Origin of the sequence: Bradyrhizobium sp. CCBAU 51765 (assembly GCF_015291725.1) — a bacterium.
Taxonomy (GTDB): domain Bacteria; phylum Pseudomonadota; class Alphaproteobacteria; order Rhizobiales; family Xanthobacteraceae; genus Bradyrhizobium; species Bradyrhizobium liaoningense.
Genome location: NZ_CP030038.1, coordinates 584,700 through 607,084 on the forward strand (window position 1 = coordinate 584,700; position 22,385 = coordinate 607,084).

19 protein-coding genes are annotated in these 22,385 nt (G+C 65.2%); 10 read left to right on the forward strand and 9 right to left on the reverse strand.

The genetic code is table 11. The features are described from left to right. Positions 1-19: 19 nt before the first annotated feature. Positions 20-829: a ComF family protein gene (locus tag XH96_RS02740; RefSeq protein ID WP_194390949.1), complete on the reverse strand. Its 810-nt coding sequence runs from the start codon at positions 827-829 to the stop codon at positions 20-22. Positions 830-944: 115 nt separating this feature from the next. Here XH96_RS02740 and XH96_RS02745 point away from each other — a divergent pair, with 115 nt between their 5' ends. Then, positions 945-1,823, forward strand: a complete 879-nt coding sequence (locus XH96_RS02745; protein WP_194390950.1) for a methyltransferase domain-containing protein — start codon at positions 945-947, stop codon at positions 1,821-1,823. A 67-nt stretch (positions 1,824-1,890) separates the two neighbouring features. On the opposite strand, the gene XH96_RS02750 is transcribed toward XH96_RS02745, so the two are convergent. The 3 genes from XH96_RS02750 to XH96_RS02760 all read right to left on the reverse strand — a co-directional run bounded on the left by XH96_RS02750 (position 1,891) and on the right by XH96_RS02760 (position 4,668). Next, positions 1,891-2,301, reverse strand: a complete 411-nt coding sequence (locus tag XH96_RS02750; protein WP_028177460.1) for a (deoxy)nucleoside triphosphate pyrophosphohydrolase — start codon at positions 2,299-2,301, stop codon at positions 1,891-1,893. A 4-nt stretch (positions 2,302-2,305) separates the two neighbouring features. Then, the gene (gene argJ, locus XH96_RS02755) at positions 2,306-3,547 is read right to left on the reverse strand and encodes a bifunctional glutamate N-acetyltransferase/amino-acid acetyltransferase ArgJ (RefSeq protein ID WP_194390951.1); all 1,242 of its coding nucleotides are present in this window, start codon (positions 3,545-3,547) and stop codon (positions 2,306-2,308) included. A 182-nt stretch (positions 3,548-3,729) separates the two neighbouring features. Continuing rightward, on the reverse strand, positions 3,730-4,668 hold the full coding sequence (locus tag XH96_RS02760) for a peptidylprolyl isomerase (RefSeq protein WP_194390952.1): 939 nt from the start codon (positions 4,666-4,668) through the stop codon (positions 3,730-3,732). A 352-nt stretch (positions 4,669-5,020) separates the two neighbouring features. Here XH96_RS02760 and secA point away from each other — a divergent pair, with 352 nt between their 5' ends. Further along, positions 5,021-7,861: a preprotein translocase subunit SecA gene (secA, locus tag XH96_RS02765; RefSeq protein WP_194390953.1), complete on the forward strand. Its 2,841-nt coding sequence runs from the start codon at positions 5,021-5,023 to the stop codon at positions 7,859-7,861. A 244-nt stretch (positions 7,862-8,105) separates the two neighbouring features. Here the strand turns inward: secA and XH96_RS02770 are convergent, their stop codons facing one another. Next, positions 8,106-8,549, reverse strand: coding sequence for a MarR family winged helix-turn-helix transcriptional regulator (locus XH96_RS02770; RefSeq protein ID WP_061882645.1), 444 nt, complete (start codon positions 8,547-8,549; stop codon positions 8,106-8,108). A gap of 143 nt (positions 8,550-8,692) precedes the next feature. Between XH96_RS02770 and XH96_RS02775 the strand changes: the two genes are divergently transcribed. The 7 genes from XH96_RS02775 (at position 8,693) to XH96_RS02805 (ending at position 16,427) form a co-directional block, all read left to right on the forward strand. Further along, on the forward strand, positions 8,693-9,913 hold the full coding sequence (locus tag XH96_RS02775; protein ID WP_371739936.1) for a substrate-binding domain-containing protein: 1,221 nt from the start codon (positions 8,693-8,695) through the stop codon (positions 9,911-9,913). Between the two features lie 166 nt (positions 9,914-10,079). Next, entirely contained in the window at positions 10,080-11,594 is a 1,515-nt protein-coding gene (locus tag XH96_RS02780; RefSeq protein ID WP_194390955.1) for an amidase, read from the forward strand. 135 nt (positions 11,595-11,729) lie between these two features. Beyond that, positions 11,730-12,587 (forward strand): branched-chain amino acid ABC transporter permease, encoded by an 858-nt coding sequence (locus XH96_RS02785; protein ID WP_194390956.1) that lies wholly within the window; start codon positions 11,730-11,732, stop codon positions 12,585-12,587. 4 nt (positions 12,588-12,591) lie between these two features. Then, on the forward strand, positions 12,592-13,809 hold the full coding sequence (locus XH96_RS02790) for a substrate-binding protein (RefSeq protein WP_028177468.1): 1,218 nt from the start codon (positions 12,592-12,594) through the stop codon (positions 13,807-13,809). Positions 13,810-13,938: 129 nt separating this feature from the next. Next, the gene (locus XH96_RS02795) at positions 13,939-15,018 is read left to right on the forward strand and encodes a branched-chain amino acid ABC transporter permease (protein ID WP_194390957.1); all 1,080 of its coding nucleotides are present in this window, start codon (positions 13,939-13,941) and stop codon (positions 15,016-15,018) included. Next, positions 15,005-15,739, forward strand: coding sequence for an ABC transporter ATP-binding protein (locus XH96_RS02800; RefSeq protein ID WP_194390958.1), 735 nt, complete (start codon positions 15,005-15,007; stop codon positions 15,737-15,739). The genes XH96_RS02795 and XH96_RS02800 overlap by 14 nt, the downstream gene beginning before the upstream one ends. Then, complete coding sequence (locus XH96_RS02805; RefSeq protein ID WP_194390959.1) at positions 15,732-16,427, forward strand: ABC transporter ATP-binding protein; 696 nt, start codon at positions 15,732-15,734, stop codon at positions 16,425-16,427. Before XH96_RS02800 ends, XH96_RS02805 begins: the two co-directional genes overlap by 8 nt. A 246-nt stretch (positions 16,428-16,673) precedes the next feature. Here XH96_RS02805 and XH96_RS02810 read toward each other — a convergent pair whose 3' ends face one another. Continuing rightward, the gene (locus tag XH96_RS02810; protein ID WP_246789916.1) at positions 16,674-18,209 is read right to left on the reverse strand and encodes a murein L,D-transpeptidase family protein; all 1,536 of its coding nucleotides are present in this window, start codon (positions 18,207-18,209) and stop codon (positions 16,674-16,676) included. Between the two features lie 475 nt (positions 18,210-18,684). Beyond that, entirely contained in the window at positions 18,685-19,647 is a 963-nt protein-coding gene (locus tag XH96_RS02815; protein WP_131872680.1) for an acetyl-CoA carboxylase carboxyltransferase subunit alpha, read from the reverse strand. 337 nt (positions 19,648-19,984) lie between these two features. Here XH96_RS02815 and XH96_RS02820 point away from each other — a divergent pair, with 337 nt between their 5' ends. After that, complete coding sequence (locus XH96_RS02820) at positions 19,985-20,998, forward strand: IS5 family transposase (RefSeq protein ID WP_194389004.1); 1,014 nt, start codon at positions 19,985-19,987, stop codon at positions 20,996-20,998. 152 nt (positions 20,999-21,150) lie between these two features. On the opposite strand, the gene xerD is transcribed toward XH96_RS02820, so the two are convergent. Next, positions 21,151-22,110: a site-specific tyrosine recombinase XerD gene (xerD, locus tag XH96_RS02825; protein WP_194390960.1), complete on the reverse strand. Its 960-nt coding sequence runs from the start codon at positions 22,108-22,110 to the stop codon at positions 21,151-21,153. A 17-nt stretch (positions 22,111-22,127) separates the two neighbouring features. Continuing rightward, positions 22,128-22,274 (reverse strand): hypothetical protein, encoded by a 147-nt coding sequence (locus XH96_RS02830; RefSeq protein WP_035669499.1) that lies wholly within the window; start codon positions 22,272-22,274, stop codon positions 22,128-22,130. Positions 22,275-22,385 lie beyond the last annotated feature (111 nt).

Below are 22,385 nucleotides of genomic sequence, written 5' to 3' on the forward strand. Positions count from 1 at the left end.
ATGTCATGAATTCATTGAACTATATGGGACGGGGGCCGCTTTCGACAACCCGGGCGAAGACCAGCACGTCGACCTGGGCCGCTTTGGCGCGCAGCAGGACCCGCGCGCAGGCATCCAGCGTCGCCCCCGACGTCAGGACATCGTCGATCAGGACAATGCGGCGGCCCTGAATCTCGGCCTGACGGTCGGGAGATACCTGGAATGCGCCCTGCACATTGGTGGCGCGCTGGGCGCGCGACAGGCCGATCTGCTGCTCGGTGGCGCGCACCCGGCGCAGCACCTCGCTCTGCACCTTGACGCCGCTCTGGCGCGCGATGACACGCGCGAGCGCCCCGGACTGGTTGTAGCGGCGGCGCCAGGCCCGCCGCCAGTGCAGGGGCACCGGCACCAGCACGTCGGCGCCGGCGAGCAGCTCGCCGCCCGCGCGCGCCATCCAGCGGCCCATGGCAGGCGCCAGATCGGTGCGGTCCTGGTATTTCAGCGCATGCACCAGCGTGCGGGCGACGTCGTCGTAACGCACCGCCGCCCGCGCGCGCTGGTAGGCCGGTGGGCTCGCGATCGCCTCCATCGACAGCATGTCGGGGCCGGGGTCATAGACGAAGGGGATGCCGAGCCTCGGGCAATAGGGCCGCTCGATGAACGACAGCCGCGCCCAGCACGCCGCGCAAACGCCCTCGCCGTCGACCGGCTCGTGGCAGGATACGCACTGCGTCGGCAGCGCGATGTCGAGTGCGAGCCGCGCCGCGCGCGACACCACGTGGCGGCCAGCCGTCCACGCGGCCCGCAGCGGCGCGGCGATCGAGCGGGTGGGGGCGGCGTCGGCGTCCATGAGAGAAGGCTAGCGTTGCACCATAGATTGCTCAAGCCATCATCTCGTGCCCCGGCGCGCAGCGCAGCAGCGCTAAAGAGCGCTGCAGCGCGTCCGGGACACGAGAGTGATTGCCATGGCCAGCCTGATCGGCGTAACCAGCGGCATGGCTCAGACCCCGCAAACCCCGCCCGCTTTGTTCGATCGTGCGTTGCTGCACGCGCGGCAGCGGCGCGCGCAGGCGCTGGGCGAGGTGACATTCCTGCTCGATCGCGTGGCCGAGGACATGTCCGACCGGCTGGCTGCGGTGATGCGCGAGTTTCACGCTCCGGCCGATCTCTGGACGCCCGGCGACGGGCTCGCGGCGTTGCGCACGCGGCTTCCGACAATCGCGCGGATTGCACCCGATGCGACGGGCGCGGAGACACTGCCCTTCGCGCCGGAAAGCCTCGATCTCGTCGTCTCGGCTCTGGCATTGCAATTCGTCAACGACCTGCCGGGCGTGCTGGCGCAGGTCCGTCGCGCGCTGAAGCCGGACGGCCTGCTGCTCGCGGCGATGATCGGCGGCGACAGCCTGACCGAGCTGCGGCAGGCCTTTGCCGCGGCGGAAGCCGAATGCGAGGGCGGCGTGTCGCCGCGCGTGGCGCCGTTCGCCGACCTGCGCGACATCGGCGCTCTGTTGCAGCGGGCGGGCTTCGCGCTGCCGGTCACCGACGTCGACCGCGTCGTGGTGCGCTATGCCAATGCGTTCGCCTTGATGCAGGATCTCCGCCGCATGGGCGCGGCCAACGTGCTGATCGAACGACGCCGCACACCGAGCCGGCGCGCGACGATGCTGCGGATGGCCGAAATCTACACGGAGCGCTTTGCCGATGCCGACGGCCGCATCCGTGCGACGTTCGACGTCGTCTGGCTGTCCGGCTGGGCCCCGCATGCGAGCCAGCAGCAGCCGCTGAAGCCGGGATCGGCCAAGGCGAGCCTCGCAGAGGCAGTGAAGAAGGCCGGGAGGGAGTGACACGTGTCCCGGACCGCTGCAGCGCACCGCTAAAGGAGCGCTGCAGCGCGTCCGGGCACGGTGCAACTCACATCAGCAGATCGATCAGATGCGGGATCAGCGGAATGTCCGCCGGCGGCATCGGATAGTCGCGCAGCTTGTTGGCGCGGACCCAGGCGAGGTTTTGCCCTTCGCGCGGCGTCACCAGGCCCTCCCAGCGCCGGCAGATGTAGAGCGGCATCAGGAGGTGAAAGGTCTCGTAGCCGTAGCTGGCGAAGGTCAGCGGCGCGAGGCATGGCTCGGCGACGGTGATGCCGAGCTCCTCATGGAGCTCGCGGATCAGGCTCTGCTCCGGCCGCTCGCCCGGCTCGAGCTTGCCGCCGGGAAATTCCCAGAGGCCGGCCAGCTGCTTGCCCTCGGGACGTTGCGCGATCAGGATGCGCTTGTCGGCATCGACCAGCGCGCAGGCCACGACGAGGGTGAGCTTCAGTTCGGCCATCCGATCAGGACCTGTAATCCCCGTTGATCGCGACGTATTCCTTGGTGAGGTCGCAGGTCAGCACGCGGTCGCGGCCCTTGCCGAGGCCGAGCGAGACCTTGATCGCGATCTCCGGCGCCTTCATCGCTTCCGACACCTGCGCTTCGTCATAGTCAGGATCGCGCGCGCCGCTCTTGGCGACACGGATGCCGTTGAACGATATCGAGAGCTTGTCGCGATCGGCAGGCTCGCCGGCCTTGCCGACCGCCATCACCACGCGTCCCCAATTGGCGTCCTCGCCCGCGATCGCGGTCTTCACCAGCGGCGAGTTGGCGATCGACATCGCGATCTTGCGCGCCGAGGCCTTGGTCTTGGCGCCCTCGACCGTGATCTCGACCAGCTTGCGCGCGCCTTCGCCGTCGCGCGCCACCTGCTCGGCGAGGCTGGCGAGCACTTGGTTGAAGGCTTTGACGAAGGCCTTCAGGCGCGGATCGCTGGCGCGGCTGATCTTCGGTGCGCCTTGCCCGGCGGCGGCGCCGGTCGCAAAGGCCAGCAGCGTATCCGACGTCGACGTGTCGCCGTCGATCGTCACCGCGTTGAAAGTATCCTCCACGCCGCTCTTGAGCAGCGCCTGCAGGGCTGCGGGCGCGATCGGGGCGTCGGTGAAGATGAACGACAGCATCGTCGCCATGTCGGGGGCGATCATGCCGGCGCCCTTGGCCATGCCGTTGATGGTGACCCTGGCCTTGCCGAGCTTGACCGTCGCGGTCGCGACTTTCGGGAATGTGTCGGTGGTCATGATCGCCTTGGCCGCGGCGAGATAGTCGCCGGGCTCGGCGGTCTCGGCGAGGCGGCCGAGCACGCCGTCGAACTTGGTCGCATCCAGCGGCTCGCCGATCACGCCGGTCGAGGCGAGGAAGATCTCGCTCTCGCTGCACCCGACCGCCTTGGCGGCGATCTTAGCGGTCAGCGCGGTGGAGGCGCGGCCGGTCTTGCCGGTGAAGGCATTGGCATTGCCGGAATTGACCACGAGCGCGCGGGCCTTGCCGCCCTTCAGCTTGGCGCGGCACCATTCCACCGGGGCAGAGGGGCACTTCGACTTGGTGAAAACGCCGGCGACGGCGGTGCCCTTGTCCATCACCGCCAGCAGCACGTCGGTGCGGTTCTTGTAGCGGATGCCGGCTTCGGCCGTCGCAAGACGGATGCCCGCGATCACGGGCATGTCAGGAACGGTTTTGGGGGCGAGGGGAGAGACGGCAGAGGACATCGTGGGGCGCCTTGGACAAATGGAAATCGTCATGGCCGGGCTTGTCCCGGCCATCCACGTCCTTCAGCACACGTTGATGAGGGTCTTAAGACGTGGATGCCCGGGACGTCTAGCGCGAAGACGCGCTTCGCGCTTTGCCCGGGCATGACGTCAAACTAATGAAGTTCTGGAGTGAAGTCGATTTACTTCTTTGCAGGCGGCGCCATCTTGCTGTCGGACGGCTTTGCAGGGTCCGCCGGCTTCGCATCGGACTTGGCGTCCTTGGATGCATCCGCCGCCGGCTGGTCGAGCCGCTCGACCTTGGCTTCGGTGCGCAGCTTGGCGACATACTCGGCCTGCGCCTTGCGGGTCACGTACTGCTCGATCTGGGCCTTGACCTGCTCGAAATCCGGCGCCTTGCGGTTGCGCTTTTCCTCAACCTTGATGATGTGCCAGCCGAACTGCGACTTCACGGGGTCGGAGATCTTGCCGGGCTCGAGCGAGAACGCCACGGCCGAGAACTCCGGCACCATCTGCTCCTTGGTGAAGAAGCCGAGGTCGCCGCCATCGGCGGAGCCCGGGTCCTTGGACTTCTTCTTGGCGAGCTCGGCGAAATCGGCGCCCTTGTCGAGCTCGGCCTTCACCGCCTTGGCCTCGTCCTCGGTCTCGACCAGGATGTGGCGGGCGCGCACCTCCTGCTCGCCGGTGATCTGCTTGGCGGCTTCCTCGTAGACCTTCTTCATGGCGTCCGGCGTGGTGGCTGCCTTGCCCTCATTGGCGAGCAGGCTGTCCATCAGGAGCCGGTTGCGGGCGAATGCCAGGCGCTTCTTGAACTCCTCGCTGTCGGCGATCTTCTTGTCTTCGGCAGCCTTGCTGACGATCTTCATGTCGATCAGGAAGGACAGGACGTTCTCGTCCTTGGTCGCCGGGTCCATCTGGGCGAGGCTCGGCCCGAGTTCCTCCTCGGCCATGGTGACGTCGCTCTTCTTGATTTCCGCCCCATTGACCTTCGCCAGCACCGGATCGTCGGCGGCCCGGAGCGGGCCCGCGAACGCCAGGGTCAGCGCCAGGGCGAGGCTGCCAGCCAGGGCCGACGCATGCCGGAAGCGCTGGCCGGTGGTTACCGGGAACGAGGTGGTCATGGAAAATCCTTATGTTGAAGCAGGGGGCTGCTCGAGCGGGGCGGACACTCGCCCAATTCAGGGGGGCTTGGCAACGCGAAAAGTCTGTCAAAATGATGAATTAGCCGCAATGCGCCCGCCGTTGACAAGGCCCTGACCGGGCCATATCTCTGCCCGGTCGCGACCATGGCGATGGCGTTTATTTTGCTGCGTTTTTGGCCGTTGAACCCAGACTTGCCCAATTCCCACCCATATGGCGGATGAACCCGCAGTCCGGGCTCTGATGCCGCGAGGCGTCACGGTGAGTTGATAGGCAAGCGGGTGACAACTTCTTGGCTGCAACGCGGTTGAATCGCGAACACAGGAACTAGGCATGATCGGCGCGCTCGCCCGCAAGTTTTTCGGCTCCGCCAACGACCGGCGGGTGAAGGGATATCAGTCCCGCGTCAACGCGATCAACGCGCTGGAGCCCGAGGTCTCGAAACTCTCCGACGAGGCGCTGAAAGCGCGCACCGCCGACTTCAAGAAGCAGCTCGCCGAAGGCAAGACGCTCGACGATCTCCTGGTGCCGGCCTTCGCCACCGTGCGCGAGGCGGCCAAGCGCACGCTCGGCCAGCGTCATTTCGACGTGCAGCTGATCGGCGGCATGGTGCTGCACGAGGGCGACATCGCCGAGATGAAGACCGGTGAAGGCAAGACGCTGGTCGCGACGCTCGCGGTCTACCTCAATGCGCTCGCCGGCAAGGGCGTCCATGTCGTCACCGTCAACGACTACCTCGCCCGCCGCGACTCCGGCTGGATGGGCCAGATCTACGGCTTCCTCGGCATGACCACCGGCGTGATCGTGCACGGCCTCGACGATGCCGAGCGCAAGGCGGCCTATGCCTGCGACATCACCTACGGCACCAACAACGAATACGGCTTCGACTATCTGCGCGACAACATGAAGTACCGGCTCGAGGACATGGTCCAGCGCCCGCACTTCTTCGCCATCGTCGACGAGGTCGACTCCATCCTGATCGACGAGGCGCGCACGCCGTTGATCATCTCCGGTCCACTCGACGACCGCTCGGATTTCTACAACACCATCGACGGCTTCCTGCCCAGGCTCGACAAGACCGATTACGAGGTCGACGAGAAGCAGCGCACGGTGACGCTGACCGAAGTCGGCATGGAGAAGATCGAGACCCTGCTGCGCGACGCCGGCCAGCTCAAGGGCGAGTCGCTCTACGACGTCGAGAACGTCTCCGTGGTGCACCACATCAACCAGGCCCTGCGCGCTCACACGCTGTTCACGCGTGACAAGGACTACATCGTCCGCGACAACGAGGTCGTCATCATCGACGAGTTCACCGGGCGCATGATGCCGGGCCGCCGCTATTCGGAAGGCCTGCACCAGGCGCTGGAGGCCAAGGAGCACGTCCAGGTCCAGCCCGAGAACCAGACGCTCGCCTCGATCACCTTCCAGAACTACTTCCGCATGTACGAGAAGCTGGCGGGCATGACCGGCACGGCCGCGACCGAGGCGGACGAATTGTTCGACATCTACAAGCTCGAGGTCGTGGAGATCCCGACCAATCTGGCGGTCGCGCGCCTCGACGAGGACGACGAGGTCTATCGTACCCAGCAGGAGAAATACGCAGCCATTCTTGCCGAGATCGAGCGCGCCAATTCGCGGCTCCAGCCCGTGCTGGTCGGCACGGCGTCGATCGAGAAATCGGAGGTGCTTGCCGAGTTCCTGAAGAAGAACGGCTACAAGCAGATCGATTTCGGCAAGGAGGGCGCGCTCGACAAGCTCTATGCCGCGGCCCGCGCCGGCAAGCAGGCAAAGCTGTTCGCGGTGCTGAACGCGCGCTTCCACGAGCAGGAGGCCTACATCGTCGCGGAAGCCGGCGTGCCCGGCGCGATCACGATCGCCACCAACATGGCCGGCCGCGGCACCGACATCAAGCTCGGCGGCTCGCTGGAGATGCGCATCCAGCAGGAGGCCGCTGCTATCACCGACGAGGCCGAGAAGGCGAAGAAGATCGAGCAGATCAAGGCCGACATCGAGCGCTTCCGCGAAATCGTGCTGAAGGCCGAGGAGACCGTCGAGATCGAGCCGGCGAAGGGATCCAAGCCTGCGAAGACCGTGAAGAAGCCCGGCGGCCTCTACATCATCGGCTCCGAGCGCCACGAATCCCGCCGCATCGACAACCAGCTGCGCGGCCGTTCCGGCCGTCAGGGCGACCCCGGCCGCTCGAAATTCTTCCTGTCGCTCGAAGACGATTTGATGCGGATCTTCGGCTCGGACCGTCTCGACAGCATGCTCCAGCGTCTCGGCCTGCAAGAGGGCGAGGCCATCATCCATCCCTGGATCAACAAGGCCCTGGAGAAGGCGCAGCAGAAGGTCGAGGCGCGCAACTTCGACATCCGCAAGAACCTCCTCAAGTTCGACAACGTCCAGAACGACCAGCGCAAGGTGATCTTCGATCAGCGCGTCGAACTGATGAAGGACGAGAGCGTCGCCGAGACCGTCACCGACATGCGCCACGCCTTCATCGACGACCTCGTCGCCAAGCACGTGCCCGAGCATGCCTATGCCGAGCAGTGGGATGTCGCGGGTCTGAAGGAGGAGCTGAAGCGCGTGCTCGATCTCGACCTGCCGGTCGACGAATGGGCGAAGGAAGAGGGCATCGCCGACGAGGAGCTGCTGAACCGCATCGAGACCAAGGCCGACGAGCACATGGCGGCCAAGGTCGGACAATGGGGTCCCGACGTGATGCGTTACGTCGAGAAGACCATCCTGCTCCAGACCCTCGACCATCTCTGGCGCGAGCACCTGATCATGCTCGATCATCTGCGCCAGGTCATTGGCCTCCGCGGCTACGGCCAGCGCGATCCGTTGCAGGAATACAAGACCGAAGCCTTCAATCTCTTCCAGGAGATGAGCGCTCACTTGCGCGAGGCGGTCACGGCGCAGCTGATGCGGGTCGAGATCGTCCCGCCCGAGCAGGAAGCTCCCGTCCTGCCGCCGATGGAGGCGCACAAATTCGACCCGAATACCGGCGAGGACGAAATGGCGCTTGCCAGCGTCACCCTCGGCGCCCCGGCCACGGATGCGTCGCTACGCGATCCGAAGAACCCAGCCAGCTGGGGCAAGATCGGCCGCAACGAGGACTGCCCATGCGGCTCAGGCAAGAAGTACAAGCACTGTCACGGGCGGTATGCTTAGCGGCTAACTTCGCCGCCGTGCGCGCGTAAGGCGCGATATTCGCGCCTCATCGCTGTCGTCGCCCGGCTCGCGCGCAAGTGCGCACTGGACCGGGCGACCCGGTACGCCGCGGCCTCTCGATTCAATCACTGACGTTTCTGGAATACTGGATCGCCCGATTAAATCGGGCGATGACGGTTGAGCATGTGGCGCTCAGCTCTCACCACGCCGTCGTCCCTGCGAACGCAGGGACCCATACCGCGGATCAATTCGAACTGTCGATCAGGCTTTCCAGCAGCCGCTTGAGCTCGCTCGTCGACTTGCCGCCGTAGCTTTCCAGGATGTGCTCCTCCTGGTCCACCGCGAGCGAGTTGAGCTTCCTGCACAGCACCTTGCCGCGGTCGGAGATGAACATCAGGACCTTGCGGCGGTCGTTCGGGTCCTGCACGCGATAGACCAGCGTGTCGGAGACCATGCGGTCGATCATCTTGGTCAATGTCGGATGGTTGAGCAGCACCGCATCCGCGAGCTCTCCCATCGAGTGGCCGTTGCCATCCGACAGCACTTTCAGGATGCGCCATTGCTCGACGGGAACGCCCTCCTTGCTCAACCGCAGTTCGAGCTGCCGGTTGATTTCCCGGTTGGCTTGCGCGAGCAGGTAGGCGAGGTGTTCGGTGATCGGGGAGTTTTCTTTCGGCGGTTTTGCCACGGCTAAGACTTCGTCTTGACCCAAATGAGTGAATGTCTTGCAATCGATGCTGCATCTATATGCACTTCAATTCTTGAACATTCAATATTTTCAAAATAGGATCATTGCCTAACAAAAGGGCGGAAGCCGCAGCCGCCCGAAGAATGTGCTTTCAGGTCTGGTCCCGGACAGGAGTTGGCGTGCGCGCGACGGTGAACCTCCCGGCTCATGGCGGCCCGGCGTTGCCGCCGTCCCTGCTGTTCAGGAATTTGTCGTCATCGGCGGCGGATTTCGACCTGTCCCCGGTCGATGCGCATTTCATGAAGCGGCGCGGCGCGCGCAACAAGTTGCGCATCGGCAATTTCCTCACCTTCACCGGCTCGCCCGGAATCTGGGGCCCGAGTTCCACCAACAGTGCGATGCTGGCGGTCGCCGAGATCAACAAGCGCGGCGGCATTCTGGGCCGCGAGCTGGAGCTGTCGATCTACGATTCCGGCGGCCCGATCGACGAGGTGGTTCGTCGTGCCGAGCAGGCGATCGCCTTCGACGAGGTCGATCTGATCATGGGCTCGCATATCAGTGCCGTCCGCGTCGCGCTGCGCAAGGTCACCGGCGACCGCATCCCCTATGTCTACACCCCGGTCTATGAAGGTGGCGAGCGCACGCCGGGGGTCATGGCGATCGGCGAGACGCCGCGCTGGCAGAGCCGGCCCTCGATCCATTGGCTCGCGGAGGTCAAGAAGGCGGCGCGCTGGTACCTGATCGGCAGCGACTACGTCTGGCCCTGGCAGTCGCATCGTGCGGTGAAGCGCTACATCAAGGAAGCGGGCGGCCAGGTCGTCGGCGAGGAGTTCGTTCCGGTCGGCGAGGACAATCACGAGCCGCATCTGGCGCGCATCCGTGCCGCCAGGCCGGACGTGGTGCTCATCTCCCTGATCGGCACCGACAGCATCACCTTCAACCGCGCCTTCGCCGAAGCGGGCCTTGCCACCTCGACGCTGCGGCTCGGGGGCGCGATGGACGAGACCGTGCTGCTCGGCATCGGCGCCGACAACACCGAGAATCTGTTCTGCGCCTCCGGCTATTTCAACTGCATGGCTTCACGCGCCAACGACGAGTTCCTCAGCAAATACGAAGCCATGTTCGGCGCCAATGCGCCGCCGGTCGGTTCCGTCGGCCAGTCGAATTATGAAGGGTTGCGCTTCCTGGAGTCCGTGGCCAACCGCGCCGGCTCGCTGGCGTTTCGTCCGCTCCTGAAGGCCGCGCGCAACACCGTCTACTCGGCCGGCCGCGGTCCCGTGACTCTTCGCGACGGCCGCGCCGAGATGCCGATGTACTTCGCTGAAGCCGACGGTCTCGACTTCAGGATCATCAAGACGTTCTGAATGCGGCCGCCGATACGTCGCAGCCGTTTCGCGAAATAATACTTGAAAAGGAAAATATTTCCGTCTGTAGTATCACCGCGAAGCCGGATTGGCCCGCGTCGTGCAGGCGCGGGCGGAAGGCTTCCGTTCAAACGCCAGGAATCAAGAAGTCTTCAAGGAGAGCGCCGTGACAGTTGTCCTTCCCACGCCCGACCAACTTCGCAGCGTCGCCGAGCAGTGCGGCCTTTCGCTGACCGACGACGACGTCGCCTCGTTCCGCGGCCTGATGCAGGGCTCGATCGAGGCCTACAATCTCGTTGCCGCGATGCCGGACGAGGTGCCGGAGGTGAAGTACCCGCGCACGCCGGGCCACCGGCCCTCGGCCGAGGAGAACCCGCGCAATGCCTGGTATCGCAAATCGACCGTGAAAGGTGCCGCCAGCGGCAAGTTGAAGGGCAAGACCGTTGCCCTGAAGGACAACATCATGCTGGCTGGCGTTCCCATGACCAACGGGTCGTCGACGCTGGAAGGCTATGTGCCCGATTTCGACGCCACCATCGTCACGCGCATGCTGGATGCCGGCGCCGAGATCAAGGGCAAGGTGCATTGCGAGCACTTCTGCCTCTCCGGCGGCAGCCACACCGGCTCCTACGGGCCGGTGCACAATCCGCACAAGATGGGCTACTCGGCCGGCGGCTCGTCGTCGGGCTCGGGCGTCGTGGTCGCGCTCGGCGAGGTCGACATGGCGATCGGGGGCGATCAGGGCGGCTCGATCCGCATGCCGTCCTCGTTCTGCGGCATCTACGGGATGAAGCCGACCTGGGGCCTCGTGCCCTACACCGGGATCATGCCGATCGAGATCTATGTCGACCATACCGGCCCGATGACCGCGACGGTCGCCGACAACGCGCTGCTGCTCGAAGTGCTCGCCGGCGACGACGGCTACGATCCTCGCATCAAGGCTCCGAAGGTCGAGGAATACACCAAGGCGCTCGGCCAGGGCGTCAAGGGCATGAAGATCGGCATCCTCAAGGAGGGTTTCGAGCAGCCGGGCGCCGAAGCCGCGGTGAATGAAAGCGTGCGCGAGGCGGCAAAGCGTTTCAAGGATCTCGGCGCCACGGTCGAGACCGTCTCGATCCCGATGCACCTCCTGGGCGGCGCGATCTGGACCCCGATCGGTACCGAAGGCCTGACCCAGACCATGATGTTCGGCGACGGCTACGGCCTCAGCCGCGGCGACCTCTATTCGACCTCGCTGATGGATTTCCATCGCGGCTGGCGCCGGCAGGCCGATTCGCTGTCGGAGACCACGAAGCTGTTCATGATGCTCGGCACCTACATCAACAACAATTTCGGTCCACGCTTCTACGGCAAGGCACTCAACATCTCGCGCCGCCTGACCGCGGCCTACGACAAGGCGTTCAAGGATTACGATCTCCTGCTGATGCCGACCACGCCGATGAAGGCGACCAAGCTGCCGGAGCCCAACGCCAGCCGCGAGGAGTACGTCGCCCGCGCGCTCGAGATGATCTCCAACACCGCTCCGTTCGACATCACGCATCATCCCGCGATGTCGCTGCCTTGCGGCATGGTCGATGGCCTGCCGGCCGGCCTGATGCTGGTCGGCCGCATGTTCGAGGAGACGACCATCTACCGCGCCGCCCATGCCTTCGAGCAGATCGGCGACTGGAAGAAGATGTGAACGAGGTGTTGATGGAGGGCGGAAGGCCAGGACGTTTTCGCGCGAACCGGACCCCGGTTCGTGTCGGGAAAACGCGTCAAAACTGGATTCTAGAGGCCCGTTCCGATTCCATCGGAACGGGAAAGGCTCCGGCGCATGGCTAACGCGTTCGTCGCGACGTTCGAGATCCTGAGCTTCGGGGCGATCATCGTTCTGATCGTGCTGGGGCTCGGGATCATCGCCAGCATGATGGGCATCTTCAACTTCGCGCAAGGCGAGTTCGTCCTGCTCGGCGCCTACATCACCTATCTCGCCTATGCCAGGGGCTTGCCGATCTGGGCCGGCATGGTCGCGGCGCCCTTCGTCGTCGGCGCGCTCGGCTTCGTGCTGGAGGCGCTGATCATCCGCAGGTTCTACGCCGCGCCCATTGTCGCCATGCTCGGCACCTATGCGCTCGGCCTGATCATCCGCGAATCCGTGCGCGGCCTGATCGGCGGCTTCTATCTCACCGTGCCGGAGCCGATCGGCGGCTCGATTGACATCGGTGCCATGCACATCTCGGCCTGGCGCTTCACCATCATCGTCATCACCCTCCTCGTGATGGCCGGCTGTTACCTGCTGCTCTCGCGCACCAGCTTCGGCCTGCGCATGCGCGCCACGCTGGAGAACCCGTCGCTGGCGCGCGCCTCCGGCATCTCCACGCCCTTGATGTACGGCGCCACCTTCGCGTTCGGCTCCGCGCTCGCTGGGCTTGCCGGCGCGCTGATCGTGCCGGTGTTCAGCCTCTACGCCGATCTCGGGCTGCGCTTCCTGATCCAGGGCTTTGTCGCGGTCATGGTTGGTGGCGTCGGCTCCTTCATCGGCCCGGTCGCCGGCGCCGGCGTCATCGGCACCCTCAGCGCGGCGCTGCCCTGGGTGATGGCGCCCGTCGTCGCCGACGTCCTCGTTTTCGTGCTCGCCATTGTCTTCATCAAATTCCGCCCGCAGGGCCTCATCGCTGGAAAAGGGGTTTAATCACATGCTCGATCGTATTCAGCTCACGCGACGTCGTTTCCTCTCCAATTTCGCCTTTGCGTCCGGCGCGGTCGCAACCGGTGTCGGCAGCTGGGTGATCCCGGCGCCCTGGGCCAACGCGGCCGAGGGCCCGATCAAGGTCGGCATCGCCACCGACCTCACCGGCCCCATCGCCTATGCCGGCAACGCCGACGCCAACGTCGCGAAAATGGTGATCAAGGAGATCAACGCGGCCGGCGGCCTGCTCGGCCGTCCGCTCGAGCTCTACATCGAGGACACCGCGTCCAACGAATCCGTGGCCGTCGGCAACGTGCGAAAGCTGATCCAGCGCGACAAGGTCGACATGGTGCTCGGCGGTATCACCTCCTCGATGCGCAACGCGATCAAGGATCCGATCGTCGCCCGCGGCAAGACGCTCTACATCTATCCGCAGCTCTACGAAGGCAAGGAGTGCACGCCCTACCTGTTCTGCACCGGCCCGACGCCGGCGCAGCAGTGCGACGAGTTCATCCCCTGGCTGATCAAGAACGGCGGCAAGAAGTTCGCGCTGCCCAGCGCCAACTATGTCTGGCCGCACACGCTCAACGTCTACGCCCGCAAGGTGATCGAAGCCAACGGCGGCGAGGTCGTGTTCGAGGAATACTACCCGCTCGACCAGGTCGATTTCTCCTCGACCGTCAACCGCATCATCTCCAACAAGGTCGACGTCGTCTTCAACACCGTCATCCCGCCGGGCGTCGGTCCGTTCTTCAAGCAGCTCTATGAAGCGGGCTTCCTCAAGAACGGCGGGCGGCTCGCCTGTGTCTACTATGACGAGAACACGCTCAACATCAACCAGGCCGCGGAGATCGAGGGCCTCGCAAGCTGCCTCGACTATTTCAAGGTGCTGACCAAGGAGAACCCGTTCGACGCCAAGATCCAGGCCGCGTACGAGAAGGATTTCCCCGGCAACTTCCTATTCGCCGCCGGCAGCGCCGCCACCGGCACCTATCGCGGCCTCAAGCTGTGGGAAGCTGCGGTCAAGGAAGCGGGCAAGATCGATCGCGAGTCGGTCGCCGCCGCGCTCGACCACGCCAAGATCGCGGAAGGTCCGGGCGGACCGGCCGAGATGGTGCCGGGCAAGCGGCACTGCAAGATGAAGATGTACACCGCCGTCGCCAAGGGTGGGAATTACGAGATCGTCGCCCGCAGCAACGGCCTCGTCGATCCCAAGGAATGCTGACGACACATGCCGGATCATCGTCAGTTTGACTTGCATCCGTACCAGCCGAGAGGCTCTCTCTTCACCCCTCCCCGTTGGGGAGAGGTGAACCACGACCAGGCGGACTGATCCCACGATGTCGAATTCGAAATGCTGAAGACCATGGGTGCGGCTAAACAGGCTGTCCACGCCAACGTTGGCAGCGAAGCCGACGTTCCGGTGGCCAAGAGCGCATCGACGGGGCGAAAGATCCTGCCGATCGTTGAGGGCGTCGTGCTGGTCGCGGCGCTGCTCGCGCCGCTGGTGCTGCAGGACTACCTCACGGTCTTCGCGACGCGGGTGATCATCCTGGCGCTGTTCGCGCTGTCGTTCGACCTGGTCTGGGGCTATGCCGGCATCATGAGCTTCGGCCAGGCCTTGTTCTTCGGCTCGGCCGGCTACGGCGTCGCGCTGCTCGCGCGCGACCTCGACATCACCAACATCCTCCTGGTGCTGCCGGCGGGGACCATCATCGGACTTACCTCCGCGCTCCTGCTCGGCGGATTCCTGCTGCTCGGACGGCATCCCTCCAGCGTGATCTTCGTGTCGCTGGGCACGCTCACCGGCTCCTATGCTGCGGACCGCCTAGCCCGCGGCTGGTATTATCTCGGCGGCCAGAACGGCATTCCCTCGATCGCGCCGATGTCGCTCGGCGGCTACGAGTTCACGGAAGGTCCGGCCTTTTATTATCTCGTGCTCGGCATTCTCGTCGTCGTCTACCTGCTCTGCCGCTTCCTCGTGCGCTCGCAGTTCGGCCTCGCGCTCGCGGGCCTCCGCGAGAACGAGCAGCGCATCGCCTTCTTCGGCTACAAGGCGCAGCACCTGAAGGCCATCATCTTCACCATCGGCGGCGCCATTGCGGGCCTTGCCGGCAGCCTCTACGCCTTCCACGAGGGCTTCGTCTGGCCCAACATGGTCGGCGTCGTGGTCTCGACCCAGGTCGTGCTCTACGTGCTGTTCGGCGGCTCCGGCACGCTGATCGGTGCCGTCATCGGCACCGTCATCGTCGAGGGCGTCAGCTTCTGGCTGTCGGACAATTATCGTGACGTCTGGCCGATCATTCTGGGCCTGCTGCTGCTGCTCGTGATCCTGTTCCGGCCGCTCGGCCTGATCAGCTTCGTGCTCGGCGAGCGCGAGCGGGTCGGCAGCTTCGGTGCGAAGCCAAAGGAGAAGCGCAATGCCGCTCCTTGAGGCCGCCGACATCAAGAAGGTCTTCGGCAAGCTCACGGCGCTCGACGGCGCGGCGCTCACCGTCGGCGAGAACGAGTTTCACGGCCTGATCGGCCCGAACGGCTCCGGCAAGAGCACGCTGATGAAGTGCATCGCCGGCGCCGAGGTGCCGACCCAGGGCAAGGTGAGCTTCGTCAACACCGACATCACCGCGTTCACGCCGACCGAGCGGGCGCGGGCCGGCATGAGCCTGAAATTCCAGATCACCAGCGTGCTGCCGACGCTGACGCTCTACGACAACATCCTGCTCGCGTTGCAGGCGCAGTGCTCGCTGCTCGACCTCGTGTTCTCGCGCACGCGCGGGCTGCTGCACGACCAGGTCATGACCATGCTGACGCAGTTCCGCCTCGCCGACCGCGCCTTCGACGCGGCCGCCGCGCTGTCGCATGGCCAGCAGCAATGGCTGGAGATCGCGATGGCGCTCGCCGGCAAGCCGAAGCTGCTGCTGCTCGACGAACCCACCGGCGGCATGAGCCTGGAGGAGCGCCGCGTCACCGGCGAATTGCTGCAGCCGATCAAGCAGCATTGCTCGCTCGTCATCGTCGAGCACGACCTCGATTTCATCCGCGACATCTGCGACCGCCTCACCGTGCTCGACCAGGGCAAGGTGCTGGCGTCAGGCACGGTGTCCGAGATCCAGGCCAACAAGGCCGTCCAGGAGATCTATCTGCGCCGTGCCTGAATTTTTGGACATCAAGCATCTCGACGCCGGCTATGGCCGCAGCCAGGTCCTGTTCGACGTCAGCCTCGGCATTCCCTGGCGCGGCGGCGTCGCCGTGCTCGGCCGCAACGGTGCCGGCAAGACCACGCTGATGAAGACCATTGTCGGCGAGCTGCCGGCGTGGAAGGGCGAGATCGGCTTCGACGGCCGCGACATCAGCCGCCGCGCCACCCAGGAGCGCGTCCGCGCCGGCATCGGCTACGTCCCGCAGGAGCATTCGGTGTTCGCGCGCCTGTCGGTGCGCGACAATCTCGCGGTCGGTTCGCTCGCGAGCAAGAAGGCCGACGCGGTCGATCACGTGCTGACCATCTTCCCGAAACTCGGCCAGCGGCTCGACCAGCCCGCCGGCACGCTCTCCGGCGGCGAGCGCAAGATGCTCGCGATCGGCCGCGCCATGTTGGGCGATCCCAAGCTATTGCTGCTGGACGAGCCGACCGAGGGCGTCTGGATCGGCGTCATCGAGGAGATCACCGAACGCCTGATCGATCTCGCCAAGGAGATCGCCGTCATCATCGTCGAGCAGCACCTCGACCTGGCGCTGCGCGTCGCCGACTACGCCTACGTCCTCGACCGCGGCAGGGTCGCCCTGCAAGGCGAGGCGGGCGCGGTGCGGAGCAATCCGGAGCTGATGCGGTATCTGGCGCCGTAGGTCTGCGCGTGAGGTGCGCCGCTCCGACACCGAGCTCAGCTGTCATGCTCCGCGAAAGCGGGGCATCCAGTACGCCGCGGCCTCTCGATCGATAACGCAGGCTTCCGGAAAACTGGATTCCCCGCTGGAGCCTGTGATCGGGCTCGCCGAAGGCAAGACCCGGTGGCGGGGATGACGACGGAGGATATGGCGGCATCGCCGCAAATGCGGGACGGATCGCTGCTCTTGCAGGGAATCAATCGAACCCTACTTCACCGCCCCAAAGCGGCTGTCGAACGAGTTCGACTGCACCACCGGCGCGGCGCCCATGATCTGCGTCGCTTCGCTCGCGCCGTCCGAGACCGACGGCTTCAGCGCCGGACGCGTCGCGGCAAGGCGCGTATCCGGCTTCGCCGGTTCGGCGGGCTTGGCGGCGGCAACAGCCGGCTTCGGCGCGTCCTTTGCGGCATCCTTGGACTTGTCATGCCCCGGCACGAAGCGGGTCACTGCGGCCTTGAGCCTCGATGCTGCCGTGGGCGGCGTCACGGACGTCTGGGCCGGTGCCACGGACGCAGTGGCCTGCGGCGGAGGCGTGGTCGCCGTGGTGTCGGCGGTGCCGAGGCCCATCTTGCGGCCGAGGTTCGAGAAGAAGCCGCCGCCCGAGGATTTCTCCTGGGATTTCTCTTGAGCTCTCTCCGCCGGCGCAACTGCGGCGACGCGCGTGGTTGCGGGCGCGCTGACGGCCGTGACCGGCTCTTCCTGCGGTGCAGGCGCGGATGCCACCGCATCGAGATTGGGCTTCGGCGGATTGACGTGGCCGGGGATCGTGCCCGGCGCCTTCGCCATCGCCAGCATCTGCAGCGTGGTGCCTTCGGCGCCCTCGGAGAGGCCGGTCGAGCCTTCCGGAATCTTGGCGGCGAACACCTTGTTCATGCCGCCGTCGATGCCGGTGTTCATGCGCGCCACCGGTGTGCCCTTGGCGACGAGCCTGGCGTATTCCGTTTCGTCCCTGGCCTGCTTCCCGCGCACGGCCTCGGCGATCTCCTCGGGGATCACATAGGCCGGGCATTTCGCCGAGGCGTCGAACACCGGATCGCGCTTGGCGTCCGCCGGCTTCGCGGCGTCGAACACGTATTTCTTCTCGCAGAAATCGACCTTCGGCTCCTGCCGCGTCACCTCGAAATGATCATAGCCTTCCTTGATCATCTTCCAGAACGGCATGTTCGGATTGTTCCGGTGCCTGGCCATGTTCACCGGCGTCATCTTGAACGGATAGGCCTGCAGCTGGAACGCCTTCTGGCCGCCGAAGAAGGATTCGCGCCCGAGCGAATAGATCTCCGCGATCTGCTCGTCCGTCATCGCGTAGCAACCGCGCGAGGAGCAATCGCCATGCACCATCAGCTGCGAGCCGGTGCGCCCCAAAGCCTTGTCGAACGCGTTCGGATAGCCCGTGTTGAAGGACAGGTAATAGGCCGATTGCGGATTCATCTGGCTCGGGTTGATCGAGTAGAATCCTTCCGGCGCCTGGCGGTCGCCTTCGCGCACCTTGGGGCCGAGGTCGCCGGACCAGCGGCAGATCGGATAGGTCTTGAGCAGCGCGAACTTGCCTGACCGGGTCTGCTTCCAGATCTCGAGCTCGGCCTCCTGCTTGAACAGGCGGACCAGGATCGGCGATTGCAGATCCATGTCCTTCTCGGCCATCGCAGCGATCAGCTTCGGCGGCACCGGCTGGTTGGCCTTGGCGTTGGTCGCGAGCGAGACCTGGTCGGTGTTGCAGCCGGCCAGCAGGCCGCCGGCCGTCATCAGCGCAACCGAAGCCAAGAGCGCGCGAGCAAGCGAACGAGAAATCAAGATGGACCCCACACCGTGCCGGGCAGCGAGCGCGAACCCCAATTCTTCTGGAGCATGATCCGACCGGCGAACCGGACCCGTCATGACGGGCTTTTTCAGCTCACGCCCCAGCGCTTGTGCCCTGAAGCCATTGATTAAAATTCTAACCTCTGGGTCATGTGGTCGCAACCCGAGCGGGGATCACGAGGGCGTTGGCCCAAAGCTGTGGTCAACAGAGACTTAAACTGGGCCGGAACTTGGACCACGCGGCCACATCGTCACTGAGATCGCCGATTTGGGCAAAAAAAGGGTTAATGCGGGGTTACCGGAGTTGGCAGCCGTCATTCCGGGGCGCCCGAAAGGGCGAACCCGGAATCTCGAGATTCCGGGTTCGATGCTTCGCATCGCCCCGGAATGACGGCATCGGTGGCCGACGAACCCACCCGAATCAGCCCAGTTTCCGGCCGATATCGAGGAATTTCTGCCGCCGCTGCTTGCGGATGGCCTCGGCGTCGAGGTCCCGGAGCTCGTCGAAGGCCTTGGCGATGGCCTCACCCGTGGTGGCGATCATGGCCGCGGGGTCGCGATGGGCGCCGCCGACCGGCTCCTTCAGGATCTGGTCGATCACGCCGAAGCGGAGCATGTCCTGGGCGGTGATCTTCATGTTGTTGGCGGCTTCCTGCGCCTTGGTGCCGTCGCGCCAGAGGATGGAGGACGCCGCCTCCGGCGAGATCACGCTGTAGATCGCGTGCTCCAGCATCAGCACCTTGTTGGCGGTGGTGATGGCGATGGCGCCGCCCGACATGCCCTCGCCGGTGATGATGGCGACGTTCGGCACGGTCAGGGCGAGGCAGGCGTCGGTCGAGCGTGCGATCGCCTCGGCCTGGCCGCGCTCCTCGGCGCCGATGCCGGGATAGGCGCCCGCGGAATCGGCGAGCGACAGCACGGGGAGGCCGAAGCGCTCGGCCATCTCCATCAGCCGCACGCATTTGCGATAGCCTTCGGGTCGCGCCATGCCGAAATTGTGCCTGATACGGCTGTCGGTGGAATCGCCCTTCTCCTGGCCCATCACGCAGATCGGCTCGCCGCGGAAGCGGCCGAAGCCGGCGACCAGCGCCTCGTCCTCGCCGAACTTGCGGTCGCCGGCGAGCGGGGTGAATTCGGTGATCAGGCCCTTGATGAAGTCGTTGAAATGCGGCCGCTGCGGATGCCGCGCGACCAGCGTCTTCTGCCACGGCGTCAGGTTCTGGTAGAGGTCGGCCAGCGCCTGCGCCGCCTTGTCCTCGATCCGCCCGATCTCGTCGCTGATGTCGGTGCCGGACGCCGCGAGCGCCCGCAATTCATCGACCTTGGAGTCGAGCTCGGCGACGGGCTTTTCGAAGTCGAGATAGCTGCGCATCTGGTCTTGCATCAACTCAATATAGGGGGGCGGGGCCTTGGAGCGAAGCGAGGTTAGGGTTGCGGAAAGAAGTTTAGCGTCTTCAATGGTTTGGCTTGTGCGCTCGTGTGCCGCCAGCCAAATCAATCAATAAGGCCCCGGCTCTTTCTGCGGAGATGCGGCCGAAGTCAAGGCGGTTAGTGCACCTCTCCCGCTTGCGGGAGAGGTCGCGCCGAAGGCGCGGGTGAGGGCTTTCTCCTCTAGGGGGTTATCCCATTGCGGAACACCCTCTCCCCGCCCCTCTCCCGCAAGCGAGAGCTTTGCATATTCGCGAATCTGCGATTCCCTAGACCGCTGAGGGAGGACGGGAATGGCCTATCGACAGGTTGGACAACCGAGCTTTGCGGACGCGCTGGTGTCGCGACGGGGAAAAGGCAATCCGGTGCTGAGACGGATTGGGGACTTGGTCGATTGGGCAGCGGTAGGGGGCGTGCTAGGCGGTCTGCCGGAACCGGAGCGTGGGGCGCCGGCCTATCCGCGGCTGGTGATGTTCAAGGCGCTGTTGCTGCAGCAATGGTACGGGCTGTCCGATCCGGAGCTTGAAGAGGCGCTTGATGACCGCGCCTCATTCCGCGATTTCTGCGGCTTTGTGCTCGGCGATGAGACACCCGATCACGCCACGATCTGGCGCTTCCGCGACAGTTTGCAGCGGGCCGGCCTGGACGAGAGGCTGTTCGGTGAGATCCTGCGCCAGATCGATGCGCATGGGCTGGTGGTGCGGCGGGGTACACTAATCGACGCGAGCCTGATCCCGGCGGCGGTGAAGCCGCCGAAGCCACCAGAGGAGCCGCAGCCCCCCGGCCCGGACGGTCGGGCGCCGAGCAAACTGGTCAACAGCAAGCGCGATCCGGATGCGCGATGGACCAAGAAGGGCGGCAAACGATACTTCGGCTACAAGGCCCATGTTGGCATCGACCAGGGCTCGGCAATCATCCGCCGCAGCAAGCTGACCGATGCTGCGGTCAACGATACGGTGCCCGCCGACGAGTTGGTCTGTGGTGATGAGAAGGCGGTCTATGCCGACCAGGCCTATGACAAGCACGAGCGCCGTAGCGGCCTGCGCGCGCGAGGCATCAAGCCGCGGCTGATGTTCCGGCCCAACAAGCATCATCCGCTGACCGCGCGGCAGAAGCGCTTCAACGGTGCCGTGGGAAAGCGCCGCGCACCGGTCGAGCAGGTCTTCGCGCGCCTCAAGGGCAGCTACCGCTGGGCGCGCGCCCGCTATCTGGGCTGGGCGCGCAACCAGACGCATCTGCGCCTGATCTGCCTGGCAATGAATCTCAAACGATGGGTGGCGTTGTCTCCTGCGGGAGTTGCCGCATGACCGCCCAACCCAATCAGTCGACCACGAAAGCGCAAACCTTCGATGCCGCCGACGTCCAACGCTACGCAAAAAACGCCCAACAGCGGCAATCACTCCCCCGCGTCCAATTAAGCAAAGCTCTCGCTTGCGGGAGAGGGAGCGCACCGCGACCCCTACTTCTCCGCCAGCGGGTGCAGGTCGCGCACCAGGCTCTTCAGCCGCTCCTCGACCACATGGGTGTAGATCTGCGTCGTGGAGATGTCGGTGTGGCCGAGCAGCGTCTGCACGATGCGCAGATCGGCGCCATTGTGCAGCAGGTGGCTGGCAAAGGCGTGGCGCAGCACGTGCGGAGAGACCAGCCGGGCCTGCAGGCCGGAGGCGACCGCGAGCTCCTTCAAATCGCGGGCGAAATGCTGCCGTGTCAGATGTCCGCTCTCGCCGAAGGAGGGGAATAGCCATTTCGAGGCGGCGAGGCCGTCTTTCTTCTTCTCGGTCTTCGCGGCTTCCGTCGCGGCGAGGTAATCCGCCATCGCCTGCCGCGAGGCCTCGTTGAGCGGCACCAGGCGCTCCTTGTTGCCCTTGCCGCGCACCACGATCATGCGGGCGTCGCGCTTGGCCGCCGAGCGCGGCAGCGCCACCAGTTCGGAGACGCGCAGGCCCGTGGCGTAGAGCACCTCGAGCAGGCAATAGAGCCTGAGAGCGCGCAGCCGCTTCGCCGGCGAGGCCTCTTCCGCCTCGCTTAACTCCTTGGCGCGGCGGAGCATGCGGTCGACATCCGCGATCGACAGCACCTTGGGCAGGCCGCGGCCGCGCTTGGGGCCGGACAGGATCGCGGCCGGATCGTCGCCGCGGATGCGCTCATTGAGGAGGAAGCGGTAGAGATGCCGCATCGCCGACAGGCGGCGGGCGACGCTGGTGGATTTGAAGCCGCGGATGTCGAGATCGGCGAGATAGTCGCGCAGCGTCTGCGTTTCCGCGTCCACAAAATTGTGGCCGACGCGGCCCAGAAATTCCGAGAAATCGGTGAGATCGCGGCGATAGGCGTCGAGCGTATTGGGCCCGGCGCCCTGTTCCGCCGCGAGCATGTCGAGGAACAGGCCGATGAGCTTGGCGTCTGAGGGCTTGGTGGGCATGCCTCGGAGGCTAGCGCCTATTTCTTGAGAAATTTATCCGGCGGGATCGTCACCGTCATTTCCCGCGGCTTGGGATTGACGAAGTTCGCCAGCGCGAAGACCACGCCATAGACGATGCCGGCGATCACGGCGACGACCGTCAGGAAGCGGAACAGGCTGGGCATCGTTCTGGGGTCTCGGGCAGAGGACTTGGATAGGGGTCTCGCGTAGGGCTCTTGGTAGGTCTCGGCAGCCAAATTAACCAATGAAATCATCCAACATGTTCGCCGTTTCGT